Here is a 25,819-nt window from a genome sequence, read left to right as displayed (position 1 = left end):
GTCACAATGGCGAAAGCGTCAATTACCTTTGAAGACATTAACGTTACCGTTTCGGCACCCGCCGGTACGCGGATTATCGAAATTTCCGAAAAGGTCGGTTCAGGCATTACTTACGGCTGCCGTGAAGGCGACTGCGGTACCTGCATCATGAAAGTCACGGAAGGCTGGAACAATCTGACCGAGCCGTCTGTGCTCGAAGATAAAGTCCTGCGTGAAAACATGGCCGGTAAACATAACCGATTGGCTTGTCAGGCTCAGGTGCTGGGCGGAACCATCAGGGTCAAGCCGGTTTAAAAACACGCGACCTCATACCCATGCTTTTGCGTCACACTGCCGTAGGAGCGGGCCATGCCCGCACAGCTGCCACCGATCGTGGACATAGCCCGCTCCTACAAAATGGCTACGACGCTTTTGCTCGGGGATTCAGGTATTAAGAACGAACGCCGGGGTTCTAAAACAGAACCAGGCAACAGCACATCACACTTATAAGGAGTAAATCATGGCTTTAATTACTTTTTCAAACCCCGAATACCGGGACAAAACCGTCTATGCCGTTGCAGGCAGCCACACAGAGACATTGTTGAAACTGGCGAGGGAAAACAAAATCCCGATCAATTATGAATGCGAGGACGGCGAATGCGGCACCTGTGTGGTGAAAGTCAGCAGTATCGATAACAAACACCAACGTATGGGCGGCCCTTTAACTGAAAAAGAGAAATCAGTATTGCAAGCTAACGGCAAAATCAGCAAAGAAGAAATGGAACAAATGATTATTGACGATTTACCTTCGCCCTGGCGTCTGGCTTGCCAGATGATAGTCAGGGATGAAGATATTCTGGTCGAATATTAATCATGTCTGCCGCGCTCCAGCTCCAGGATGACCGGGAACGGATTTATTCCCAGTTAAAATCCAGATCCACGGTTAATCCTAATCACGAATGGCTGGCCTGCATGGTCGCCAGCTGGTGCGGAGGACAAGGCGTTTTACCCGACTATCTGGGGTTGGAGTGCGAGCAGTTTCATGCGTTAACAGAACATTTTTTTCCGGGTCGCAACCTTCCTGAACAAGCGCCGTCGGGCAGCAAGCTGGACTTTAGCCGGATGCTGGAAAGAGATGATCTGGTTACGCTGTTAAAACAATTCAGTAACGCCGATATTGTCGAAACGGACTGGATCATAGGCATAATCGTGGCCGGTTGCCTGGGCAGCGATCACCTGTGGCAGGATTTAGGCCTCTGGTCGCGCTCGCAATTGAGCGCCATGTTGCAACGCAACTTCCCGGAATTGGCCGCAAAAAACGACAAGGACATGAAATGGAAAAAGTTCCTGTACAAACAGCTTTGCGAAGCGGAAGGCCTGTATCTGTGCCGGGCGCCGTCTTGTAATGTGTGCATCGATTATCCCAAATGTTACGGCTCTGAGGAATAGAAAGATAAATCGCCAAACCCGCCGCACATTTTGCCGCTGATAATGAGTCCTAAAGACCAATCAAATCGTTAAGGCCGCTAAATCATGTCCCACCAGGGCATGGATCTGATTGAAATGTTTACTACTTAGTACGCCTAATCATCATGAAAACAGGAAACCGTCATGCGAAATAACATAAAAAATTCTGGGCAGTTAACCATCAAAATACGTTTTGCGGTAATTTTGATCACCTTGGTCTTCGGTTTTTTGCTGTTCGGTTTCGCAACATTCAAGGCCATGAATACGCTTAATGTTAATGGTCCGATTTATCAACGTATTGTCCAGGGCAAGGATATTATTGCCGATGTCCTGCCGCCGCCTGAATACATCATCGAATCCTATCTGGTCGCACTGCAACTGAGCCAAACCAACGACCCTGCCGAAATCAGTGCTTTGGTGACGCGCTTTCAAACGCTAAAAACGGAATACGAGTCCCGTCATAGCTATTGGTTAGGCCAATCTTTGGAACAGGAAGTCCAGACTCCATTACTGCAAGGCTCCTACCAAGCAGCGCAAGCCTTTTATAATGAGGCCGGGCAGGGTTTTCTACCGGCCATTCAGGCTGGAGACCTTAACGGATCGCTGGCCAGCCTCCAAAACATGCGCCACGCTTATGAAGAGCATCGCGCCGCTATCGATGAAGTGGTGCGGCTTACGACTGCACGCAATGCAAAGGATGAGATGCGGGCGCGAGACACCATCCTCTGGTACGGCACCGTCCTGGCCGCCATTTTCGCTTTCAGCATTGCGGCGGCCATCGCGCTGACGGTACTGATCAGCCGCGGCATTATCCGTCAGTTGGGCGGCGAGCCCGGTGACGTTGCGGATTTAGCCAGAAACATCGCCGCCGGAAAACTGGATAACGCCATCGCGATTAAACGGGGCGATAGCGGCAGCTTGCTGGCAACCATGAAAAACATGCAACAACAATTGCTTGAACGCATGACTGCGGACCGCAAAGAACGCGACGAAGCTCTGCGCATCAAGACCGCCTTGGACAGCATCAGTTCAAACGTGATCGTAGCCGACAATGAGCACACTATCATCTACATGAACCCGGCGGTACATAATATGATGCGGCTGGCGGAAGCCGACATCCGCAAGTCCATTCCGCATTTTGATTCAGCCAAACTGATGGGGGCAAGCATCGACTCCTTCCACAAAAATCCGGCGCATCAGAAAGCATTACTTGCGCAATTGGACTCGACTTTTCGAAGCGAGATTACCATTGCAGGGCATACTTTCTATCTGGTTGCGAACCCCATCAACAATGACCGCGGCGAAAGAATCGGCGTCGTCGTGGAATGGAAAGATCGCACCGCTGAAGTGGCTATCGAGCAGGAAGTCGCCAAAGTGGTCAGCGCCGCTGTATCGGGCGATTTCAACCAACGCATTAACGAAGAAGATAAAGAGGGCTTCTTTCTGCAATTGGCGCAGGGCGTTAATGAGCTGATGGAGATCAGTTTTACCGGCCTGAATGAAGTGGTGCGCATCCTTGCCGCCCTATCTCATGGCGATCTGACCGAAACCATCACCAGCGACTATGCCGGCATCTTCGGTCAACTTAAAGATAACTCCAATTTCACCGTGGAAAAACTGAAAGAGATTGTCAATCAAATCAAGGAAGCTTCCGATACCATTAGTACAGCGGCTAAGGAAATTGCTTCAGGCAATAATGACCTGTCGCACCGCACAGAACAGCAGGCCGCCAGCCTGGAACAAACCGCCGCCAGCATGGAGCAGCTGACCTCCACCGTGCAGCAAAACAGCGAAAACGCCAGACATGCCAACGAGCTTGCCGCCGGCGCCTCGGACATCGCCGGCAAAGGGCTTGAAGTGGTTAATGAAGTCGTGACCACAATGGAAGGCATTAACGAGGCATCGCGCAAAATAGTGGACATCATTTCGGTGATAGACGGCATTGCCTTCCAGACCAACATCCTCGCGCTGAACGCCGCCGTAGAAGCGGCCCGTGCCGGCGAACAAGGGCGCGGCTTTGCCGTTGTCGCCAGTGAAGTACGCAATCTGGCGCAACGCGCCGCAGTCGCAGCTGGAGAAATTAAGAATCTGATTAGCGATTCGGTGGAAAAGGTTGAAGACGGCAGTAAACTGGTCGGCCAAGCCGGCTTAACCATGGGAAAAATCGTGACGGCTATCCGTGAAGTTACCGTCATCATGTCCGACATCAGCACGGCTTCTATCGAACAAACCTCCGGCATCGAACAGGTGAATCAGGCCATTACCCAAATGGACGACGTGACCCAGCAAAATGCCGCCCTAGTGGAGCAAGCCGCAGCGGCGGCTGAATCGCTGGAAAAGCAAACGCAAAACCTGGCGCTTACGGTGGAGCACTTCAAATTGGGCGGCAACTCACGCTCGACAACACGGATTCCGCGCGACGGCATGGATGCAGGAGATAGAGCAACACACGAAGCCGTTGCCGGGGTAGAGCGATACATAGAGCGATTACCTGACATTTCCGGCAACGTCTCTTCCTGGACATTGGACAGTTCCTTTAGTTCAGTCCAGCCGCGAAAAGAAACCGCACCCGCCGGAACAGCTGCCGGCAGAACTTCACCGGCAAGCCAGAGGCCGCAGCTACAGCTTGCCGGTAGTGACGATTGGGAGGATTTTTAATCCACTATCGCAACAATATACCTTGCGATCTATTCGCTGAGTGAAAGACGCAGAGGAATCATGGCCGACAAACCGAAGCCGCGCCTTTGATAAAAGCGTTGTGCCGCCTCATTATCGCGGTCTGTCAGCAAGGTAATGCGTTTACACCCGTTCAAGCGCGCAAGTTGAATGGCGTGCTCCAGAAGCCGGGAGCCTATGCCGGAACCGCGAGCGTTGGGAGAAACCACCATGTCTTCCAATAGCGCAACGCGATCGCCGAGCGCAGTCGACACCGTATAGAGAAGGTTAGCCATGCCCACAACCCGGCCGCCTTGACGGATGACGACGATAAGCCCGACTTCCGGATTGCCAATGATGCGAGACAAGCCGCGGCTTTGTGCATCCCGATCCGGCTTGAAGTCCGCTTCTTGGGTAAACAGGAGCTCCAGCAACTCGCAAAGCGCCGGAATATCTGAAAGGTTTGCAGGAGTAATTTGCATCGTTGCAGCCGCTATTTCTTGATAACCAAAACATTATTGTGCCACCGTCGCTAGTGCGACACCAGAAAACGTTGGCTGTCCGGCGATATAACGATTGAATTGGACAGAGGCTATCGGCCGCCTTTTGTTCACTCGTCAACGTCAGTGCGACACAGCACTACCGGGGGAAATAAACGCAAACTGTTTTAGTAGGTCAAGTGGATTTAAAAGTAAGTGGCAACCACTGATGAATACCCCTCTTGAACCCGGCGCAATAAAAACCCGTTTAGGTTTCATCATTTTGAAACTGAAAAACGTCGAAGATACGAAAATGGATAAACGAGAGGACATCCGGCTATCGATAATCATATATGATGCCAGAATTAAAAGATTGATTGTCAGTAGAAGCGAATCAAGCGCTATACAAACGACATCAGAGTATGTATTTCAATGGGGTGAACGACGGGGCTCGAACCCGCGACAACCGGAATCACAATCCGGGACTCTACCAACTGAGCTACGCTCACCATAATATGGGATTTTCTACGAATGGTGCGCTTGGCAGGACTCGAACCTGCGACCCCCGGCTTAGAAGGCCGGTGCTCTATCCGGTTGAGCTACAAGCGCTAAATTGGTCGGGGTAGAGAGATTCGAACTCCCGACATCCTGCTCCCAAAGCAGGCGCGCTACCAAACTGCGCTATACCCCGACAATCTCCTTTTAATGGCTTGTTAAAACTTTCCAACCACTCCTGAAGAGTTGTCTATGATAACGACACTTCCCAATATCGTCAACATTTTTTTCATCATATATGTCAATTTATCAAAACAATCTTTAATACTTACAGCTTGGTTTTAACGATTTGATAGATTTCTTCTACCGCAACGTCAACACCGTTCAAAATAGCTTCCAGCTCGGCTAATTTCTCATCGGCAAAGCCCCTGTCTTTGAGACTGCCCGCATTGATATAAACATTTAACGCCGCGCTTTTCAATGCGCCATAACCTGCCATGACGGCAACGCCCGCATCACTGATCACGCCTAGATTACCTTTTTCTGCGGCGATTCGGCTCAATGCAATCGTTTCGGCACAAGCTCGTGCGCATTCCAAAGGCACGACAGTAGCTTCCTTTAATACGGCCTGAATGGCCGCGCTACGCGCCGCCTTTTCTTCATCGGAATCTTTCGGCAAACCGTATGTCGCCATCAATCGATCAAAAACATTAATATCGGCTTTAATCATGCCGGTCAACGTCTCACGTAACGCTTCCGATTTTTCCAGCAATACCCGCATTTCACCTTCGACTTCAGCATACTTAGGCTTTCCTATGGTCAAATTACAAACCATGCTGATCAATGCGGCCGCCTGCGCGCCCATTACCGCCGCGGCGCTACCCCCACCCGGAGTAGGCGCTTTGCTGGCCAACCCGTCAATAAAAGACTGAACTGACTTATTTTTTATTTCATTCATGGTATAGCGTCTCTCATCAATGTTTCAGGTAGAGTAAAAGTATAAAAAGAATGTTAGCCTCAAAATAAAGGCTTGATTGCACTATGCTCGCCCGCAGCGTGCCAGATTGAACAGGCCATATAACGTAACCCCAGGCGATTCTGTCACTAATGCGTCTTCAAACGGCGCAACAACCTGCGCGCCCCCCAAATATCTAATTCTGAGCAATAGCACACAAATAACTTCGGCATGACCGTTTATTATCATAAGCGTCCAAAACATAAAATTGCCAAGCGCAAAATGATCAGCCCTCCCTCCTAGTGTTGAACCTGCAAGCAGATCGCTCTCATTATAAGCTGCTTACTTCGCCTCCCTGCCGCAAGGTATTGGGAGGTTTTTTCACGCTATAAAAATCGGTATCGCACAACAGAACGAGCTATGTTGTTACTCGTCAAAAGTCCAACCTCACTTTGCCGCTTACCCCTTATTTAGCGTATCCAGTAGGCTAAATATTGCCGCGTCACTTACTCATGCAAGTTTTTCACAGCGCTCACGTCAAGCCGACAATAAAATAAACACATGAAAAACATATCTATTTTAATTATGGCTAAATTCTTGCCTGAATAACGGCATTGCACTTTACCAGACCGAGGCCGGAGAAATTTAATGCTATTATTTCAATCAAACCACCACGCAACGCCACGCCATAAAAATATCTTTGAACCGGCAACTGCGCTCAATGAGACCAATAATTACACCGTTGTCGACCGGGAAGAGATCAGGAAAAAATTAAACCACCTGCTTAGTAAACACATCTTGTTATCTATTAAAGTCCCTGGAAAATTTGCAGCAAGCACACTTTTAACAACCATTGCCTGTATCGAAGAGGATCATATTTTTCTGGGCGGATTCCAAAACGAACGATTTAATAAGGATTTGCTCACACAAACCACTCTGGTAGCCTCCGCCGATTTTGAAGGCATAGCCGTTAGCTTTATATTAAGTGACTTAAGCGGACATAGCGAAGACGCCGTATTCAACTTTAAAGCCCGTATTCCCCAAAGCATCGAATGGGTGCAACGAAGAAATGCTCGAAGGGTAAAAGTCCCCATCAACATCCCCGTTAAAATACAGTATAAAAATCAGGCCGAGTACTTTAATGTAGCCGACATTAGCGTTACAGGCCTGTCCTATATTCATCAAGCTGAAAATCATTATCCTGCCCCCATCGCAGAATGCAATATCGTCCTACCCGATAAAAGTGTATTCCAGGCCTGCTTTGAAATAGTCAGCACCAGAGCCATTACCTACAAGCACTCCAAGCAAATAAATCGTGTTGGCTGCGAACTCAAACGACCTTCATATCGCCTTGATACTGCATTGCAACACCTCATAAACCAAATCGACTTCTATTATCAATGAAGCTTTATTTTCATCTTAAGTGAGCAAGCTCACATGCACAGATTGACCGAGAATGGCACATAAGGCGAAGCAGACACGGCATACAAATAAATAAGGGCCATACATTAATTTTAAATATCCTGATTAAGAATATCCACAATTCTAGTGATCGCGCCCTGATTCTGCCGAACGAACGCCTTGCCTTTCTCAGCCAACGACTGTCTGCATGCGGAATCTGCATACAAGGCAATAATCGCGCTAATTATTTCGTTCTCATCCCGGCATTGTATCGCCGCGTCCGCACGCAATACCCCTTCAGCTATTTCTTTAAAATTCGCCATATACGGACCAAACAAGACCGGAGTTCCAACCGCTGCGGCCTCAAGAATATTGTGCCCGCCAACAGGTGCCATGCTGCCGCCGACAAACGCCGCATCAGCGGCTGCATAAAGCATCTTTAACTCACCCATCGTATCGGCAAGATAGACATCGATATGCTGGTCACAGCCTTCGTTGGAGGTACGTATCGCCGCAGCCAGCTGATGCTGCTCACACAGTTTTTTCACCTCGACAAAGCGCTCGGGATGTCGCGGCGCAATAACCAGTAGCAATTCGGGTATTTTCTGCTTTATTTTTTTATAGATTTCAAGAAATATTATCTCTTCATCTTTATGGGTGCTGGCAATCAGCCAAACAAAACGACCATTAAACAAATCAGCCTTTAATTGCAGGCCCTGCGCAATAATGTCACTCGAAACTTCAATATCAAACTTTATGTTCCCTAGCGTTCTAACCGTTTCAGTTTTTGCGCCAATAGCAATAAACCTAGTCGCGTCTTCCTGAGTTTGCGCCGCAATCAGCTTAACGCGGGCTAACGCTGGAGAAATCAGGGCTGGAATTTTTTGATAGCCGCACGCCGATTTTTCCGATAAGCGGGCATTAATAATGTACAAAGGAACTTTATGCTCGCCGCAGGAGGCAAAAATATTAGGCCAAATCTCGGTTTCCATAATGACGGCTATGAGCGGCTTAAAACACTGCATAAACCGATTCACTGCACTGGGTATGTCATAAGGCAGGTAGACATGCTCCACGCTGTCTTGCATCACAGATTTAACACGGGCCGATCCAGTAGGTGTTGTGGTCGTAATCAACACCTTTGCATCGGGGTGCTTTTGCTGTATCTGCTTAACTAACGGAAATAACGCTTCAGCCTCACCCACAGAAACCGCGTGAAACCAAATGACATGCTCGGGAAGTTTTTTATTATAAATGGCGAATCGCTCGCTCCATCTGTGTCGATAGGCGGGCGCTTTAATACTTCGCCAGACCAGGCGAACTATTATGAAGGGGATTAACAGGTAAAAAAGGCAGGAATAAAAAGCTCGCATAGTTAAAAAGACTCAAGGTTGCAAGTCACCCGACAACCTTTCGTCTTTTAGCCTTGGGCCTTTAACTATTATGCTTCAGCAGCAATTGTAATAGGCATTTTTACAATAACATCGGTATGGCACATGATGTCGATCTGATATTCGCCGATTTGACGAATAACGCCTTGAGGCAAGCGAATTTCATGTTTTTCAACCGAAACGCCAGCGCCGGTGATGGCGTCAGCGATATTTTGCGTGCCGACCGAACCGAACAGCTTGCCTTCATCGCCGGCTTTGTGAGTAATGACAACCTGAAGCTTGCTCAGCGCATTTGCACGGCTTTGAGCCGAGCTCAACTTTTCAGCCGCCGCCTTTTCAAGTTCTGCACGACGCGCTTCGAATTCAGCAATTTTAGTAGCTGTTGCGGCAACGGCCTTACCGTACGGGAGAAGATAGTTTCTGCCGTAACCTGATTTAATGACAACTTTATCGCCCAGGTTACCCAAGTTTGCTATCTTTTCAAGAAGAATAACTTCCATCTTTTATTACCTCATTATCGGATTTTATCCGGCTATTTTTACGCCATTAAGACGTGTATTGATTCGAAATTTTATTTCGCAAGTTCATCCACGTATCGCCCAGTCCAACTAAAGCAACCGGCAGCATCGCATGGGGTATCAAAAATAATGTCACATAAAACATCGGCACTATAAATCGGCCCATTTTCATCGAAGCGAATAAGGTATGTAATACTGCGGTTCCGATGAATGTGTACAACACAAACAGCAAAATCGCGATATTCCACGACACCTCAGAAATTACACCGGAACTTAATGATGCAACAACTATCACTAGAATACTGCCTATTGCCAACCTTGGATGCGTATTTAATGACAAAAATTCCTGCCTAAATCCACCCGGATTATAGAGCAAAGCTTGCCACCACCGCCCCAGAAACAAGCCGAACAGCAAGCCAAACACTGCCGCAGCGGCAACTATTCCTGTCATGTAATGGGAAAGCACGTCCACGGTATGCTGGACATCTTCAACAGGGGCATTCGGAGGCACCATTTGTGAAAGTATATTCTTCCACATCGTTGCCGACTCGGCATCATAGAGATAAAAACCAACAACCCCCATAACGCCAATCAATACCGCAATTTCAACCGCCAGGGATAAATACCGCCCTTCTCTTAAAACGATTGAAATCAACCAGACAGGAATCCACAACACCATCCCGTACAACAGTACAAATTGGTAATTGCCCAACAGAAAAAAGCCAAATATCCCCGCTGCCGCAGTTGAACACGCTAAAACAATTAAACCTTCAATAGCTCCCCGCCTTAAGGTAACGAGAGCAACAGAGGCTGAACTTACTATACTCACTGGAGGCATGACCAGCGACACTAATACCAGAGTGCAAGCCACTACCATAGCTTGCATCCTCCCCCGCATAATGTACTCAGCTAAAAAGCCCACCGATCATCCAGCGTATTATTTGTGTGCGTCGCAGAAAGGCAACAGTGCAATAAAACGAGCGCGTTTAATTGCAACGCCTAACTGCCGTTGATATTTGGCGCTGGTTCCTGTAATGCGGCTCGGGACAATCTTACCGGTTTCAGTAATATAATCACTTAATAAATCAAGATCTTTATAATCGATCTCTGTTCCACCTTCTGCACTGAACCGGCAGAATTTTTTGCGTCTAATGTTACGTGCCATAATAATTCTCGTAAATCCAAGTGTTAAAGGTTTTATTCAGAAGCGAGTGCGTCGGCGTCAAAATCTTCGTCGATGTCATCCAAATCAATTTCGTCATCGCTGTCTGCAGCAGCCGCTGCTTCTCTAGCCGCCGCATCTTTTGCTCTTGATTCAGCCGCTTTATTTTCCTCGGCTGTTGAGGTCGCAATGATAGATGGCTCAGTAATAGCCGATTTTTGCAACAAAGTCATGCTACGCAAAATGGCGTCATTGAAACGGAATCCGCTTTCCAACTCTTCCAAAGTAGCTTGATCGCACTCAACATTCATCAGCACATAATGCGCTTTATGAATTTTATTGATTGGGTAAGCCAGGTGTCTACGACCCCAGTCTTCCAAACGATGGATTTTACCGGAAGCGGTTTCGATGGTTGATTTATAACGCTCAATCATCGCTGGAACCTGAGAACTCTGGTCAGGATGAACTAAAAAGACAATTTCATAATGTCGCATGATTTTTCCTTTCGGGTTAAGCCTCCCCCTCTATTTTATTTAGAGGTGGTGAAGCAAGGAGGGGCAGACAGCCCCTAAGAACCGCGCATTATAGATGTTTTTTTAGCTATTGGAAAGTGCGGCATTGAGAAACAACACTATAAGCGAAAGAAAGGTATTCAAATAACTCAGCATAGCCCGCCGATTTTAAGCCGCGAATACGGCGGCTTCATAGCCGCCTCGACAATTACCAGCCTATTTTTCATTATGCATATATACTCAACAAGCCCTTGCTGACTACGGCACGCCCACTTTCAATTTCTTGCTCTACATTATCAACCCCATCGGCAGCCGCACCCGCGCCACCTTGTCTCTGGCTATCAGCAAAGCCTTGAGCAAAGTTTTGTGCTTGTGAACGCCCCGAATCTGAGGAATGCCCCCCTTGATAAACATTTACATCTACCAGATTGATCTGCTGGGCGCTCATCATTTCCCGCAGTTTGGGAATGGAAGCCTCAAGAACTTCTCTTACCGCCGCATGTTGCGCAGTAAACACGACTGTCGCCTGATCGTCGGCAACATCAACACGAACCGATATGGGACCAAGATGTTGTGGATTTAACCTAATCTCTGCCGCAGGTATCGCTCTGTTGTTCATCCACACAATCCGCTCCCCCAAATCCTTATTCCATTCCGGATGCGATAGCGGTTTGGTCATTGCCGGAACCTCGGTTTTATGATCAATAACCGGCCGATTAAGTTGGCTTATGTCGCCAGCCCCCCCAGGCAAAGTTTTTTCTCCAGCTAAAGTTGGCACTAGCCGCCCCTTAACATTTTCCCCTTTGCCGATATCCTCAGCATATTTTAAATTAAAGCCCGGTTTCTCCTGAACCGGCTGCCGAAAAACCGCTTCGCCTTGCAAAGTATCGTCGACTACCTTCGCAGACTGATCCGATTTAGCGCTCCCAACAATCGATGACTTGATATACGACAGCAATCCATTGCCGCTAACCTCATCAATTACATCCGCAGGCGTCAAATTACTGACCGATTTTCCTTGCTCAGCCGACATTATGATTGGATGAGGAATAACGTCCGCCACCAAGCCTTCAGCTACGTGATCATCGCCCTCCTCTGCCGTTTGAGCCTCTTCGCCAATCTGCGCTCTACTTGGCTTATCATTTACCTGTTTCAAATCGGTTCGCTCAGGAACACCCATGCCAACAATATTTTTTATGCCTTGCTCAGCCTCGGCAGCTACCATGTTTTGCTGAGTGGGGACAGTCTCGGCAGCTGTCATGTTTTGCTGAGCGGGGACAGCCTCGGCAACTGTCATGTTTTGCTGAGCGGGGACAGCCTCGGCAACTGTCATGTTTTGCTGAGCGGGGACAGCCTCTGAAACTGCAACTGCATATGTCTTGTTTTCCAGGACCGGAACAACCGCAGCATTTGTACCCTCAATGTTTTGTTGGACCGGAGTAGCCATTGCAATGACATCTTTTATATTTTTCTCAGCCTCAGCCGCCTTTTCTCCAGCCGTGGTACCCAGAGTAATATATTTTAATACGTCAGTTACCGCACCCAATGCAGCCTCATGATCGGCATCGTCTTTTGTTTTATAAGTCGGCGGCAAATCATTGCCCAACAAAGCGGCAAAATCTTGCACATCACTGCTGCCTACAGATAATTCGGTAACGACCGGCAAACTGTTGACAGCGGGATCCGGTGTTTGTAGAAGCGCTGTATCCCCGGTTTTTATCTTATTTAACAGTTCGAGTTGCGCTACTAATGCGCCGGAGAAACCTTCAGAAACAACACCATCAGGCAAAGGCTGCGACATGCCTTCAACAACACCGATGCCTGCAACTGGAGCGATGCTTGGCGGCAAAGATGATAGATTTGCACTTTCAATATTCATAATCAATTCTCCTGAGATTCTGCGTATACTAATTAAGCATTTCCCGTGCCATTTGAATTATTCCGACCAATCCTGGACGCCCGCTCATCCTGCTCTTGCTGCTCCCGTTTTGCTTCCTGTTTCATTTCTACCACCAAGGCCGAGTCACAAACCTTTTGCAGACTTTGGGTTTTATGATGTAACTCTTCCCAAATTTTTCTTTTGGCCATTACTTCAGCCTCAATTGAAATCAGCACTTGTTCCTGGCCCATTATTGCTTTATCCAGCTTCTCAATAAACGACCTAAACTCCAGGAGCTGAGCAACATTGACGCCTTTAACGCCCATCTGATCGAATCTATCCTGATATTCCTGCCGATAGTTTCTCAACCCTTGAACTTGAGCTTGCATGGTCAGGAGCTTTCTCTGAACCGCACCCAACACTTCCAAAGCGTTTTTTTCCTGCGTCGCTTTAATGTCCACAATCGTTTTAATACGCTGCGATTTTTTCACTTATATCCTTTGTTATCTCGAAGAGCGCATCAGCCAGGCCGGTTTACACCCAATAGTAACGCCAATTCCTGCAAGCTCTGATTGATATCGACTGAGTCATCCATACTTTGTTGCAAAAATTCCAAAATTGCCGGATTTTTCTCAATAGCCTTGTCAATTCGAGGGTCCGATCCTGGCTGGTAGGCGCCGACGCTGATCAAGTCGCGGTTTTGCTGATAAAGTGAATACAGCCGCCTTAATTCCTTCGCCATTTGCATATGCCCTGGATCAACAACATCCGGCATAACCCGACTGATAGACCCTTCTATATCAATGGCGGGAAAATGCCCTGAGTCGGCCAAGTTTCTGGACAATATGATGTGCCCATCCAACACTCCTCGGGCAGCATCGGCAATAGGGTCATTGGTGTCATCGCCCTCGGCCAGGACGGTATAGAAGGCGGTGATAGAGCCGCCGCCATGATCGGCATTACCGGCACGCTCCACCAAATGCGGTAATTTTGCGAAAACCGAAGGCGGATAGCCCTTGGTAGCCGGCGGCTCGTCGATCGCCAGCGCAATTTCACGATGCGCTTGGGCAAAGCGCGTTAATGAGTCCATCAACAACAGCACATCGAGGCCTTGGTCGCGAAAATACTCGGCAATGCTGGTTGACAATAACGCCGCATGAACACGCATCAAAGGCGGGCAATCCGCCGGCGAAACGACGACCACCGCCCTTTTGAGCCCTTCTTCGCCCAAGGTCTTCAGCACGAACTCGTTAACTTCTCGTCCCCGCTCACCAATCAGGCCAACCACGACAATGTCGGCCTTGGTAAACTTGGTCATCATGCCTAACAGTACACTCTTACCCACGCCGGTACCTGCAAACAAGCCCATACGCTGCCCGCGGCCCACGCTGAGTATTGAATTTATCGCCCTAACACCGACATCGAGCGGTTCGCGTATCGGTCTTCTCGACAACGGATTGATCGGCACCCCATTGAGTGAAATCAGTGCATCGGTTTTAAGCGGACCTTTATCATCAATCGCATTTCCTGCACCATCCAGCACACGCCCCAACAAACCGAACCCCACCTTGGCCGAACTGTTTTTCCCCAACGGGATAACCCGGCAATCCGGCTCAAGGCCATGAACTTCCGCAGTCGGCATCATAAAAACCCGTGCGTCGGAAAAGCCCACTACTTCGGCCTCAATCAGCCTGCCATTTTTGGTCTCGATTCGGCAACGGGAACCGATAGCCGCCCGGCAACCCACAGCTTCGAGCGTCAACCCCACCATACGGGAAAGCTTGCCTTCAACAACAAGCTCGGGCACTTCGGCCAGCCTTTCGGAATAAGGTTTTAGCTTATCAAGCCAGATCCGCGACCGGTCTGCATCAGGAATCACGAGTCTTCATCCTCGGCAACTGCTCCTGCCTCGTTTACAACACTCGCGTCTAACGCCCCGCCTCCCGGCTTACTCCCTATTGCCGAAGAGCCTTCCGCGAGACCTCCAGCCGCCAGATCCTGCGCCCGCTCACCGCCCAGCAGGTTTGCAATGACAGCCGTCAATCGGTGTTCTACCGTCGCATCAACATGTGAAATCTCGGTATCGACTTCGCAGCCGCCACGGGTAATTAGCGGATCTTCAACCATAGTCCAACTTGAAGACATCTCATCAAGCGCGAGAGCGGAACGCACTAACTCGGCGTCTTCCGGGTGTAATTTCAAACTGATTTTTTGCGAGCCCAACGGTAAAACATTGATCGTTTCCCGGACAACGGCAATAATTTGCCCTGGATCCATCTTGAGCTCCCGGCGTATTATTTGCGTAGCGATAGCTATAACCAGCTTAACAAGCTCTTTTTCAACTTCTTCATCCAGGCGTTTAAACGGTTCGCTTAAGGATTCCAACAGTCTGACCAGCGTCGCCGCCTGCGTTTGCAGCAAATGCAAATTATCTTCGTAACCTTTTTTGGACCCTTCATCAAAACCTTGCTGAAAACCATGCATTTTGCCTTGCGCAAATGCTTCGTCATAGGCCTGCTTCTGCATGGCCTCGATTTCATCGACCGTTAAAATCGGCGTCGGTTCCTGCTCCTCAAGCTCCACCACTTCCGATCCGGCAAAATCTTCCTCTACCCTGCCGGAAACATCCGGCATACTCCATAACTCTAAGGCCGCAAGCTCCGATGCCGTAAACCTTGGCGTCTTAGATAAGCTCATCGCCGCCTACGCCCATTTGTATCTCACCCGCATCCGCCAGTTTTTTAGCAATGGCCAATATGTCTTTCTGCGCCAATTCCACCTCACTCAACTTGGCAGGCGGCGACGCTTCCAGGTCGTCGCGCAGCATCTCCGCCGCACGTTTGGACATATTACTGAATATTTTCTCTTTAAGCTCGCTACCCACGCCGCGCAACGCCAATAACAACTGCCCGGTTGAAACCTCGCGCAGTAATGTTTGCATGCCTCTTTCATCAATAGAAGTGAGGTCTTCAAAGGTAAACATCTTCTCCTGAATTTCCTGAGCCAATTCAGACCTGTGCTCGGCAATTCCCGACATCACCAGATCGGCGGCACCGCCATCCAAAAAGTTTAAAATATTAGCCACCGCATCAACACCGCCAATATTGGTCGATTTAACATTATCAGAGCCGGTTAGTTGTTTTTCCATAATTTGATCCAACTCACGCAGAGCGGATGGCTGCACGCCCTTCATCGTTGCAATTCTCATCATCAAGTCAGCGCGCATGCTTTCGGGCAGGTACATCATCACATCCGCCGCCTGCTCACTTTCCATCAAGGACATAATCGTCGCGACAATCTGCGGATGCTCTAAACGAATCATATCTGCAATCGACCGGGTATCCATCCACTTCAACTGTTCGATACCCTTCGTGTTTCCGCCTTGCAAAATCCGGTCAAGGATACTGTTCGCTTTATCTGCGCCCAAAGCGCTGATCAATACGGTTCGGATATACTCATCGGTATCCATGCCCAGAGCCGTCTGGTTCTTAACTGCGACAATAAACTCTTCAACCACCTCGTCCATCATCTCTATGGAAATCTCACCGACGCTTGCCATCGTGATACCTAAAATCTGCACTTCCCTGGGCGTCATGTGCTTTAGAACCAGCGCCGCCCTGTCCATGCCCAGCGCCAGCAACAACACTGCGGCGCGGTCAACTTGGGTTAAATCTTTTTTCAGTTCTGTCTTATTAGCCATCTTTTTTAACCCACGACTTAATAACTTGCGCAACTACTTTTGAATCGTCGTCAACCAATCGCTTCACATATTCCAGGCGATGCTCATAACTCTGAGGTACGTCCAAAAGCAATAGATCCTGCATTTCTTCGGGCATCTTCAAATTTACACTTTGTTGACCGACCGGTACGGCGATAGGCAGGCCATGCTCATCAAAACGGACAGTTCCCCCGATAGAGGCCGCCTTTTTTTCCGCCTCGGCCAAAGCCAAGGCTTTTTTCTCTTCCATATCCCGGCCGACCAGACTGCGCATCGTGGGCCGCAATACACCAAAAAACAGGAACAATACGGCCAACGCGGCGGCAACTTGTTTCATCGCATCAAGAAACCAGCCTTGTTCCCAAACGGGTATTTCCGGCAACGCCTCAATAAGTTCGTCTATTTTAAAGGCGACATTAGTGACCGTAACCTGATCGCCTCGACTGCTGTCAAAACCTACCGCCTGTTTTACCAGATCGCTAAAGCGATTAATATCTTCCTGGGAATAAGACTGCGCTTTAACCGTGCCATCGCTCTGGGATATGCGGCGGTCATCGACAACGACAGCCACAGACAATCGGCGCAAGCCGCCTGTGGCTAAACGGGTATGGGTAATGGTTTTATCCAACTCGTAGTTTCTGGTTGCATTTTTTGATGCCGAACCGGACGGAGTCGAACCTGCCGCCGCCGGATCGTTCGGGGCAGTCGAACCTGGCGCTCCCGCTGTTGTGGGGGTTGTCTGCGGGGCGACACCCGCAGGCGTAGGCTGATTTGATAACGCGCCGGGAACCCCTTGAGTAGCGGACAATGAACTTTTCTCTTCCGATACTTGCTCGCTCCTTAAAGCCGGCAAATCTGGATTGAACATTTCTTGGGTTCTGTCAGTTTCGGTAAAATCCACATCCGCTGAAACTTGCACGCGCATTCCCTCGCCCCCCACCAATGGCGACAAAATATTTTGAATGCGCCCCATCAGATGCTCTTCGATATTTTTCTTGTATTCAAATTGCTTGGAGGTCAAATTCCCCGCTGCTGATGAGCTATTGCTGTTTAACAGTTGCCCTTTTTGATCGACGACCGTTACTTGGTCAGCATCAAGCTGCGGCACACTGGACGCAACTAAATGAATGATTGACTCAACCTGCCCTTTATCCAGCGATCTGCCTTGATACAGGTTCACCATGACGGAAGCGCTGGGCTTCTTGCGCTCACGCACAAACACCGACTGAACCGGCATAGCCAATAGCACTCTGGCTGATTTTACATTCTGGATAGACATAACGGTTCGCGCAATTTCGCCTTCCAACGCTCGTTGGAAGCGCACCGCTTCAACGCTTTTACTGGTGCCGAAACCCTGCTCCTTGTCCAGTAACTCGTATCCCATACTGGTGCTTTTAGGCAAGCCCTGAGCCGCCAATTTCAGCTTCACTGCACTGACATCATCCATCGGCACCATAATGGCCCCGGAACCGGTTTCGACTTTATACTTAATATTCTCCTTATTGAGAACTTCAAGAATTTCAGCCACATCACTTTCGCCGATCTCGGAATACAAACGTCCGTAGGAAGGTTCCTGCGACCATAGCACAATAGCGACGCCGATAGCGACGCTCAGAGCCAGACCCAACATCAATCCTATCTGGCGCGCTATGGTCAATCCGGCCAGACCTTTTAGAGCGGGATGGGCATCAACCTTGGTCGCAAAAATATGAGAGGATTCACCGTCAAGATGACCCTTGCTCTTTGCCGTCGGGTCATGCTGGTGACTTGGGTTGGTCTCAATCAGGCTATTTTCGCTCATTTTTTAATCACAGTTTGCCGTCATGCTACATTGGCATATTCATGACATCTTGATAGGCTTCAACCAATTTATTTCTAACCTGCAGCATTGCCTGAAATGAAACACTTGCTTTCTGCGAAGCCACCATAACTTCTGCAAGACTGACATTAGTATCGCCTTGTTCAAAAGCTTCCGCCATTTTTCCGGCGGTTTGCTGGGTGTCATTAACAGCTCCGATACTCTGCTTTAGCATTGCGGCAAAATCGGCCCCACCGCCTGTCTCTTGCACTTTAGCGCTACCGGCCTCAAGTGACATTGCCCGCATCTGAGCCAAAACTTGATTTACATTCATCTCACTCATGGGGTTTTCCTCTTACACATTTATATAGTACAGAGTGTAAAGCATTTTTAATGCCACATGTTAGCACGAAATAATCACCCCCGAATCTTTCATCCTTGCCATTTTATACCGGAGTGTTCTGGGGCTGATGCCCAACTTCTCGGCCGTTGTCTTACGACTGCCGTTTTCCATTTGCAGGGTCTGTAAAATAATACTTTCTTCGGCAGAGCGAACGCCCTCGCCCAAGCCGCTGATCTCAAGCTTTTCATCCTTACTCTCGGCTAGAGACGTTTCAGGCTGCCTCTCGGAAGAAATCCTCATCGAGCCCATGTCCTCAAACACCAAATCATCGACAGTAATTTTATCGCCAGTCCGCAAAATAAGCGCCCGCTGCACCACATTATCCAGCTCCCTGACATTACCCGGCCAGCTATAAGCCAGCATTTTCTCGACAGCCTTAGGGTCAAACTCAGGCAACTTTTTGCCGTCCGATCTATGCCGCTGCATGAGTTCCTGCGCGAGCGGCAAAATATCGCCCGGCCGATTGCGTAACGGCGGAATGTTAATTGGGAATACATTCAGACGATAATACAAATCTTCGCGGAACCGTCCTTGCTCCATCTGTTCTTTTAGCTTCTGATTGGTAGCCGCCAAAATTCTGACGTTCAACTTGATTTTTTTCTGGCTGCCCAGACGCTCGACCTCTTTTTCCTGCAACACCCGCAATAACTTTGCCTGCAAGCCCAGATCCATTTCGGCTATTTCATCCAGCAACAAAGTACCGCCCTGAGCCTGCTCGAATTTCCCCGGCATAGACTGAACGGCGCCGGTGTATGCGCCTTTTTCATAACCGAACAACATTGCCTCCAGCATGTTTTCAGGAATAGCCGCGCAATTCACCGCAACAAAAGGCCCGCGATGATAAGCCGAATTCTGATGAATATAGCCGGCAATAACTTCTTTACCCGTTCCACTTTCACCCTGCAACAACACGGTAACATCGGTTTTAGCAACCCTGGCAGTCAACGCATAAAGTTTTTTCATGCCGTTGTCCTGCACGACTCGCTCATTATCGGCCGTATTGGCCGCCGACGGATTGGCTGTCACATAATCAGCCACCTTATTGACCAGCGCCTCGGCATCGAATGGCTTGATAAGATAATCGGAAGCGCCTGCCTGCATGGCTTCGACTGCCTTAGGGATAGTCCCGAAAGCCGTCATCAGCAGCACCGGCGTTTCCGAATATTTTTGCTGCATATTTTTCAATAGCTGAAAGCCATCCATAACCGGCATCTGCACATCGCTGACAACCAGCTTAAACTGACTGTGTTCCAACTTAATTAACGCTTCTGTACCGTTGCGGGCGGAAACCACACGATAACCGCCTATCTCCAGCGTATCGCAAAGTGCTTCGCATAAAGACAGATCATCCTCAACGACTAACACATCATACTGTTTCATGGTTCAGCTCCCTTTGTTGATGATGATTTTTACCGGACAAATCTGTCTGGAACAGATTTGCATTGACCCGAAGGGCATCAGGCTGGATAGCCTTATGTGAAAACCCGCCCGGCAGTAAACCAAACGCCTGATTGATACAAGGCAGGACTATCGAAAAAACAGTGCCCCGCCCCAGAACCGATTCGACACGTACTTGACCGCCATGCGCCTTCACTACGCTGTCGACGACCGCCAATCCCAAACCGGTACCATAGCTCTTGGTGGTGAAAAACGGCTCAAAAATACGCTGACATAGCTCGCTTTCGATACCCGGACCGTCATCTTCAATCACGATCAGTAAATTGCAGCCGTCAAGCTGATCCACGGAAATGTGTATGCACCCGGCCTGCCCTACCGCATCAACCGCATTATTCAATAAATTAAGCAACGCACCGCGCAAGGCATTTTCATTACCCAGCATTACGTCGCTTTGTACCTCATTAACAATCTGCAAATCAATCCCGCCGTTGCCGGTATAGTCTTTCACCGCTTCTTTCAGATGATTCAACAGTTCGGCCAATGAAAAAGTCTCCATCGCCAAACGCCCGTCTTTGGCAAAAATCAACATATCGTTAACCTGCCTTTCCAGATATTGCAGACGCTCAAGAATTTTTTGCGAAAACCGCTGCCGTTTTTCATGATCCACTGCCGGACTGCCCATTTGCGACGCATAAAGTATCGCCGTCGCCAGCGGCGTCCTGACCTGATGCGCCATGCTCGCGACCATTTCGCCCATGGCCGACAACTGTTTTTGCTGATTCAGCATATCCTGCAGGTTGCGCATTTCGCTGACGTCGGACAACAAAATAATTTGCCCGGAATCGGTATCTGCTACGTCTCTGCTGGCGGTCATATTGACCCGTTTGCCATTGCTCAATTGGCGTTCATGCGGGTTACCGACGACGGGAATCAAACTACGGGCGACAACGTCAAGCCAATCCTGACCAATCAGAGGTTCGCCTAAAAAGGCTATCGCTACCGCATTGCAATCCAAAACCTTACCATCCACATCCAGCACAATAACCCCGGCCGGAAGCGCTGCCAATATCTTTTCCAACCGGCTGGCAAGCTTTTCTTTTTCCTCAAGCGTTCTGAGCCGTTCACTATGGGCGAAGGCAAGCTCAGCATGCAGTTTGGCGACCTGCTCTTCCAGTCCTTGGTAAGAAACCGACAAGTTCTGGGATAGTTCGTTAAAAATGCGAAACGCATCGGTGAGTTGCTCGGTTTTCTGGTTTTTCTGAGTATTCATATCTGATCGCTCTAGGTTTTTATCTCTCAAACTTAATTGTGGATAAGCAAAAACCAGACCAAATATTAACTACTTTAATTTCAATTGCTTACATCACTCGCCCAACATTTAAAAACCAATCCGCCAAAGAATTGACTCTCCCACTTAACGTTGCAAATCATATTTGCGTAATTTCTCAACCAATGTTGTACGCCGCATATTCAACCTCTTGGCGGCATGGGCCACCACGCCGTTGCATTCATTTAACGCCTGCCGTATCAAATCGAGTTCTAAAACATTCAAATATTCTTTCAAATCGATTCCCTGTTCCGGCAACTGGGCTAAAGCACCCGACGAACTATCAAGAGTACCGATAACCTCAATTTGTCCGGCCCCGGATGACTCCTCCTCTTCCTCACGATCTTCTTTTCCTTCCTTTGTATTAACAGCTTCTTCGTCGCTCATCGCTTCCGCATCATTAATGATGTCTTCAGAAACGTCGTACTGTTGAAATTTTTCCGGCAAATCAGCCGCGTCAACGAGCCCTTTGGGATTAATAATTGCCAAGCGTTCAATCAAATTTGCCAACTCCCTGACATTGCCGGGCCAGTCATGTTGCATCAGCACGGCTAATGCGGCAGAGGTCATCCGCACTGAACCGCGATTGGACGCTTCCATACGTGCGATCAGATCGTTCACTAACAAGGGGATGTCTTCAGCCCTGTCTTTTAAGGCCGGTATTTCAATAGGAAAAACATTTAAGCGGTAAAACAGATCTTCCCGGAACCGGTTTTCTTTAATCTCGTTTTCAAGATACCTGTGCGTTGCGGCAATAACCCGCACATCGCAATGTATGGTTTTGTTACTTCCTACGCGCTCAAAGGTGCGTTCCTGCAATACGCGCAATAGTTTGACCTGCATAGCCAGAGGCATATCGCCGATTTCGTCCAAAAAAAGCGTACCGCCTTCGGCCATTTCAAAACGGCCTTGCCGGGCGGTTAAAGCCCCGGTAAATGCCCCTTTCTCATGCCCGAACAATTCGCTCTCCAATAACTCCCCCGGAATCGCGCCGCAATTTATCGGCACAAAGGGTTTGTCTTTACGAAAAGAGGCGTCGTGCAAAGCCCTGGCAACCACTTCTTTTCCGGTGCCCGACTCGCCAAGAATTAAAACCGTTGCATCCGATTCCGCAACCTGCTCAATCAGCTTGCGGATCTCGACAATAGCCTGGCTTTTGCCTTTTAGCCTCTGAGCGGTAGGCGCACGACGGTCCCCTCCTTCACGTACTGTAAAAACCGTATGCCCGCCCGATGCTGAAAATTTATCGAGTATGGGTTTCAACACGGGATGCGTAGTCGGCCATTCCAGTACTTGAAACACACTATTGGTGATCGCGGTCGAAACCTGAAGTGCGGTTCCCTTATTGATCAGCAGGACGACGGGAATCTTATTCGCCCGCTCCACAATATCACTGACCACAGTCGCCTGTTTTTCAATGCCATCGCCGACAAAAACCCCGCACAGCTGATCAGTTTCGCTAAAACAAGACGCATAGTCCGCCGTTCCTACGGCTTGTACTGCGTATCCCATAAACTGGAAAACCGCCTCCAATTGCTGGATTCTTGCTTTGTTATTGTCAACTACCAAAATGCGCGGCAACGCCATATTTTCACACTCATTACTCATTAATAGGCCGTTTAACAGCCTGGAAACCGACCGAATAGTAACTGCTGCCCATTATCCAGCAAGGCCTTAAAAAAAATCTCTCTAATTATTTAGCTATTCGGCAAAGTTAAGCATCGAATCAGCAGCATGTCAAAATTCTTTTTATTTCATATTGTTCTAATACCTTTCTAATGTAACTTACACAATCAACCTCATCAGCAACTCACATCGACGCTTGACAAAAATTTCTCATCATGGAGACTAGAGCCGTTTTCACAACCCCAGAGTACATCTTCTTTGAACGATATGTCCCTTGGCATGCTGTTTGGCATACTTGCCGCCATGCTTATTCTTTCCGCTTTTTTCTCCGGCTCGGAAACGGCCTTGATGACGCTAAACCGTTATCGTTTAAAACATTTAGTTAAACTAAATCATTCCGGTGCAACCAAAGCACAGCAGTTACTGCAAAGACCGGAGCGCTTGCTCGGCCTGATTTTGCTATGCAATAATTTTGTCAATAATTTCGCATCCTCAATAGCGACTGTCATCGCCATTAAGCTCTATGCCGATGAAGAATCCAGTGTCGCTATCGCTGCCGGAATTTTGACTATCGTAATGCTTATTTGCTCGGAAGTAACGCCCAAAACGCTCGCCGCCATCAAACCGGAGCCGCTTGCCTTCCCCGCCGCCTGGATTTACACACCTTTACTGAAAATCCTTTATCCCATCGTTTGGTTCGTCAATTTATTTGTCAACCTGTTACTCCGCGTAGTCGGCGTCGATGTCAAAAAAAATCGTCATGATGCACTAAATAAAGACGAATTAAAAAGTATTATTAGCGATGCGGAAAGTCTGATGCCTACACGCTACCAGAAAATGCTGATGGGCATACTCGAGCTCGAATCGGCGACGGTTGAAGACATCATGACGCCTCGCAACGAAATTATCGGCATAGACCTTGAGTCGCCTATTGAAGACATCATTAGCCAAATAAAAACCAGCCCGCATACCCGATTACCCGTCTACAAAACCAGCATCGACAGAATTATCGGCTTTATCCACTTAAGGAAGATACTGGTGCTGATTAACCAGGAAGACTTTGATAAGCACACCATCATCAGCTGCCTGGACAAGCCCTCATTTATTCCTGAGAGCACCCCGGTACATAATCAAATGCACCGGTTTAAACATGAAAAAATCCGCATAGGTCTGGTGGTCGATGAATACGGCGATGTGCAGGGATTAGTCACACTGGACGATTTATTGCAGGAAATAGTAGGTGAACTGATCACCGACGACGTCGCCGTTAGAGCCCAAAACGACGGCAGCTACCTGGTTGACGCCAATATAACCATCAGGGAACTAAACCGCGTCGCCCAATGGTCTCTGCCCACGGAGGGGCCTAAAACACTGAATGGACTTATTATTGAGTTTATGGAAACCATCCCCGAAACAGGAACCGGTATCAGGCTGCACGGATACCCGCTGGAAATTATAAAACGGGATGAAAATAGCGTTAAACTGGTCAAATTTCTACCGATAAAATAAGCCTTTCTCACAAGGCCGACCGAGGTATTACCCAAAAGTGGAATTTGTTGAACAACTAAAATGATACCGTCTATAATCAAAACTCGTTTAAAGATGCTCATCCATAACAATGGCAAAACTCACCGTTTTTTTCAAAGACAAAGCAATTCATTCGAGCCTGTTTGAAAACGGTATTGTCCATATCGGACGCGATGAAAGCAATGACTTAACGATTGACAGCCTGACCGTCGCTCCGGCTCACGCCGTAATCATTATTGGTGACGATGACTGCACTATCAAACAACTCAACGATGAATTCCCGCTAATCATCAACGGTGAAGAAACCAAAACCCGCATTCTCAATGACAACGACATGATCTCAATGGGAAAACATGGCGTCATGTTCAATACCGCGGAGCCAATCGAATTAAAATCGCTTAGCCAGACCGCCAATCTGCAATTTATGACCGGCGACAATATCGGGAAAATCCTGCAATTAAAAAAGCCAATGGCCCGGCTTGGCCGTGATGGCAACGGCGTTGTTGCTATCTCAAGGAGAAAAGACGGGTATTTTGTTTCAGTCTTGGAAAACAGCGGCACCATTACCGTAAACAATGAACCCTTAAACGATAAAGCGCTAAAATTGAACACGAATGATGTGTTGGTTATCGACAATACATCCCTGCAATTCTTTTTGAATTAAATCCATGAATCCAATAGAAAACCCAGACCACCGCCATTTTCACCGCATTCATTTCGCCGAAGAAGCAACCTTAAGCTCCGATGACAATACATGGAGCTGCGAAATTATTGATTTGTCGTTAAAAGGCTGTTTATTACGCTTTGACTTTCCCTGGGAAGAAAACCCGGAAAAACTCTACACGCTCACCTTACACCTGTCCGAGGATGCCCAAATAAAAATGGAGTTGACCGCAACCCACGTCGTCGGCAATAAAGTCGGGTTTAAATGCGAGCATATCGATATAGACAGCATTTCCGAGCTACGCCGTCTGGTCGAGCTTAATCTTGGCAACAGCGCCTTACTGGAAAGGGATTTGTTGGCGCTGTTCGAGTAAGATGAATTAGGCGAAGGGCAAAAGACGAAAGGCGGAAGGGTTCTTTTTTAGCCTTTAGCCTTTAGCCTTTAGCCTTTAGCCTTTAGCCTTTA

At 48.4% G+C, this 25,819-nt stretch carries 25 protein-coding genes and 3 tRNA genes; 8 read left to right on the top strand and 20 right to left on the bottom strand.

The window, feature by feature from the left end; translation table 11 throughout:
• Positions 1-6 precede the first annotated feature (6 nt).
• The 4 genes from B0F88_RS12045 (at position 7) to B0F88_RS12030 (ending at position 4,104) form a co-directional block, all read left to right on the top strand.
• Positions 7-294 (top strand): 2Fe-2S iron-sulfur cluster-binding protein, encoded by a 288-nt coding sequence (locus B0F88_RS12045; RefSeq protein ID WP_104424176.1) that lies wholly within the window; start codon positions 7-9, stop codon positions 292-294.
• A gap of 205 nt (positions 295-499) precedes the next feature.
• A complete protein-coding gene (locus B0F88_RS12040) occupies positions 500-850 on the top strand; it encodes a 2Fe-2S iron-sulfur cluster-binding protein (RefSeq protein ID WP_104424175.1) in 351 nt (116 codons plus the stop codon).
• Positions 851-852: 2 nt separating this feature from the next.
• A complete protein-coding gene (locus tag B0F88_RS12035) occupies positions 853-1,428 on the top strand; it encodes a nitrogen fixation protein NifQ (RefSeq protein WP_104424174.1) in 576 nt (191 codons plus the stop codon).
• A gap of 162 nt (positions 1,429-1,590) precedes the next feature.
• Entirely contained in the window at positions 1,591-4,104 is a 2,514-nt protein-coding gene (locus B0F88_RS12030) for a methyl-accepting chemotaxis protein (RefSeq protein ID WP_104424173.1), read from the top strand.
• Positions 4,105-4,133: 29 nt separating this feature from the next.
• On the opposite strand, the gene B0F88_RS12025 is transcribed toward B0F88_RS12030, so the two are convergent.
• The 5 genes from B0F88_RS12025 to fchA form a co-directional block, all read right to left on the bottom strand.
• The gene (locus B0F88_RS12025) at positions 4,134-4,583 is read right to left on the bottom strand and encodes a GNAT family N-acetyltransferase (protein ID WP_104424172.1); all 450 of its coding nucleotides are present in this window, start codon (positions 4,581-4,583) and stop codon (positions 4,134-4,136) included.
• A 430-nt stretch (positions 4,584-5,013) separates the two neighbouring features.
• Positions 5,014-5,089, bottom strand: a tRNA-His gene (locus B0F88_RS12020).
• A gap of 23 nt (positions 5,090-5,112) precedes the next feature.
• Positions 5,113-5,189 (bottom strand) — tRNA-Arg (locus B0F88_RS12015).
• Positions 5,190-5,194: 5 nt separating this feature from the next.
• Positions 5,195-5,271 (bottom strand) — tRNA-Pro (locus tag B0F88_RS12010).
• 132 nt (positions 5,272-5,403) lie between these two features.
• A complete protein-coding gene (fchA, locus tag B0F88_RS12005) occupies positions 5,404-6,033 on the bottom strand; it encodes a methenyltetrahydrofolate cyclohydrolase (protein ID WP_104424171.1) in 630 nt (209 codons plus the stop codon).
• A 645-nt stretch (positions 6,034-6,678) separates the two neighbouring features.
• On the opposite strand from fchA, the gene B0F88_RS12000 reads away from it, so the two are divergent.
• On the top strand, positions 6,679-7,434 hold the full coding sequence (locus tag B0F88_RS12000) for a flagellar brake protein (protein WP_104424170.1): 756 nt from the start codon (positions 6,679-6,681) through the stop codon (positions 7,432-7,434).
• 110 nt (positions 7,435-7,544) lie between these two features.
• Here B0F88_RS12000 and waaA read toward each other — a convergent pair whose 3' ends face one another.
• From waaA to B0F88_RS11925, 15 genes are all read right to left on the bottom strand, one after another.
• Positions 7,545-8,804 carry a lipid IV(A) 3-deoxy-D-manno-octulosonic acid transferase gene (gene waaA / locus B0F88_RS11995; RefSeq protein WP_104424169.1) on the bottom strand — a complete coding sequence of 420 codons (1,260 nt, stop codon included), beginning with the start codon at positions 8,802-8,804 and terminating at the stop codon, positions 7,545-7,547.
• Between the two features lie 68 nt (positions 8,805-8,872).
• A complete protein-coding gene (rplI, locus tag B0F88_RS11990) occupies positions 8,873-9,322 on the bottom strand; it encodes a 50S ribosomal protein L9 (RefSeq protein WP_104424168.1) in 450 nt (149 codons plus the stop codon).
• 46 nt (positions 9,323-9,368) lie between these two features.
• Complete coding sequence (locus B0F88_RS11985) at positions 9,369-10,217, bottom strand: hypothetical protein (RefSeq protein WP_104424258.1); 849 nt, start codon at positions 10,215-10,217, stop codon at positions 9,369-9,371.
• Positions 10,218-10,277: 60 nt separating this feature from the next.
• Complete coding sequence (gene rpsR, locus B0F88_RS11980) at positions 10,278-10,505, bottom strand: 30S ribosomal protein S18 (RefSeq protein WP_104424167.1); 228 nt, start codon at positions 10,503-10,505, stop codon at positions 10,278-10,280.
• Positions 10,506-10,537: 32 nt separating this feature from the next.
• Complete coding sequence (rpsF, locus tag B0F88_RS11975) at positions 10,538-10,996, bottom strand: 30S ribosomal protein S6 (protein WP_104424166.1); 459 nt, start codon at positions 10,994-10,996, stop codon at positions 10,538-10,540.
• Positions 10,997-11,240: 244 nt separating this feature from the next.
• Positions 11,241-12,893, bottom strand: a complete 1,653-nt coding sequence (locus tag B0F88_RS11970; protein ID WP_104424165.1) for a flagellar hook-length control protein FliK — start codon at positions 12,891-12,893, stop codon at positions 11,241-11,243.
• 32 nt (positions 12,894-12,925) lie between these two features.
• Positions 12,926-13,384, bottom strand: coding sequence for a flagellar export protein FliJ (gene fliJ / locus B0F88_RS11965; RefSeq protein ID WP_104424164.1), 459 nt, complete (start codon positions 13,382-13,384; stop codon positions 12,926-12,928).
• 29 nt (positions 13,385-13,413) lie between these two features.
• Entirely contained in the window at positions 13,414-14,772 is a 1,359-nt protein-coding gene (gene fliI, locus B0F88_RS11960) for a flagellar protein export ATPase FliI (protein ID WP_104424163.1), read from the bottom strand.
• Complete coding sequence (locus B0F88_RS11955; protein ID WP_104424162.1) at positions 14,769-15,590, bottom strand: flagellar assembly protein FliH; 822 nt, start codon at positions 15,588-15,590, stop codon at positions 14,769-14,771. Before B0F88_RS11955 ends, fliI begins: the two co-directional genes overlap by 4 nt.
• Positions 15,577-16,593: a flagellar motor switch protein FliG gene (fliG, locus tag B0F88_RS11950; protein WP_104424161.1), complete on the bottom strand. Its 1,017-nt coding sequence runs from the start codon at positions 16,591-16,593 to the stop codon at positions 15,577-15,579. Before fliG ends, B0F88_RS11955 begins: the two co-directional genes overlap by 14 nt.
• A complete protein-coding gene (gene fliF, locus B0F88_RS11945; protein ID WP_104424160.1) occupies positions 16,586-18,412 on the bottom strand; it encodes a flagellar basal-body MS-ring/collar protein FliF in 1,827 nt (608 codons plus the stop codon). Before fliF ends, fliG begins: the two co-directional genes overlap by 8 nt.
• A 25-nt stretch (positions 18,413-18,437) precedes the next feature.
• Positions 18,438-18,752, bottom strand: coding sequence for a flagellar hook-basal body complex protein FliE (fliE, locus tag B0F88_RS11940; RefSeq protein WP_104424159.1), 315 nt, complete (start codon positions 18,750-18,752; stop codon positions 18,438-18,440).
• A gap of 60 nt (positions 18,753-18,812) precedes the next feature.
• Positions 18,813-20,192 (bottom strand): sigma-54-dependent transcriptional regulator, encoded by a 1,380-nt coding sequence (locus B0F88_RS11935; RefSeq protein WP_104424158.1) that lies wholly within the window; start codon positions 20,190-20,192, stop codon positions 18,813-18,815.
• Complete coding sequence (locus tag B0F88_RS11930; protein ID WP_104424157.1) at positions 20,179-21,480, bottom strand: sensor histidine kinase; 1,302 nt, start codon at positions 21,478-21,480, stop codon at positions 20,179-20,181. The genes B0F88_RS11935 and B0F88_RS11930 overlap by 14 nt, the downstream gene beginning before the upstream one ends.
• Before the next feature lie 144 nt (positions 21,481-21,624).
• Positions 21,625-23,124 carry a sigma-54 dependent transcriptional regulator gene (locus B0F88_RS11925; RefSeq protein ID WP_104424156.1) on the bottom strand — a complete coding sequence of 500 codons (1,500 nt, stop codon included), beginning with the start codon at positions 23,122-23,124 and terminating at the stop codon, positions 21,625-21,627.
• Positions 23,125-23,421: 297 nt separating this feature from the next.
• On the opposite strand from B0F88_RS11925, the gene B0F88_RS11920 reads away from it, so the two are divergent.
• The 3 genes from B0F88_RS11920 (at position 23,422) to B0F88_RS11910 (ending at position 25,727) form a co-directional block, all read left to right on the top strand.
• Positions 23,422-24,672, top strand: a complete 1,251-nt coding sequence (locus B0F88_RS11920; protein ID WP_104424155.1) for an HlyC/CorC family transporter — start codon at positions 23,422-23,424, stop codon at positions 24,670-24,672.
• A 109-nt stretch (positions 24,673-24,781) separates the two neighbouring features.
• On the top strand, positions 24,782-25,354 hold the full coding sequence (locus B0F88_RS11915) for an FHA domain-containing protein (RefSeq protein WP_104424154.1): 573 nt from the start codon (positions 24,782-24,784) through the stop codon (positions 25,352-25,354).
• A gap of 4 nt (positions 25,355-25,358) precedes the next feature.
• Positions 25,359-25,727 carry a PilZ domain-containing protein gene (locus tag B0F88_RS11910; RefSeq protein WP_104424153.1) on the top strand — a complete coding sequence of 123 codons (369 nt, stop codon included), beginning with the start codon at positions 25,359-25,361 and terminating at the stop codon, positions 25,725-25,727.
• Positions 25,728-25,819 lie beyond the last annotated feature (92 nt).

Source organism: Methylobacter tundripaludum, assembly GCF_002934365.1.
Lineage (GTDB): Bacteria > Pseudomonadota > Gammaproteobacteria > Methylococcales > Methylomonadaceae > Methylobacter_A > Methylobacter_A tundripaludum_A.
This window is presented reverse-complemented; position numbering and strand designations above follow the sequence as displayed.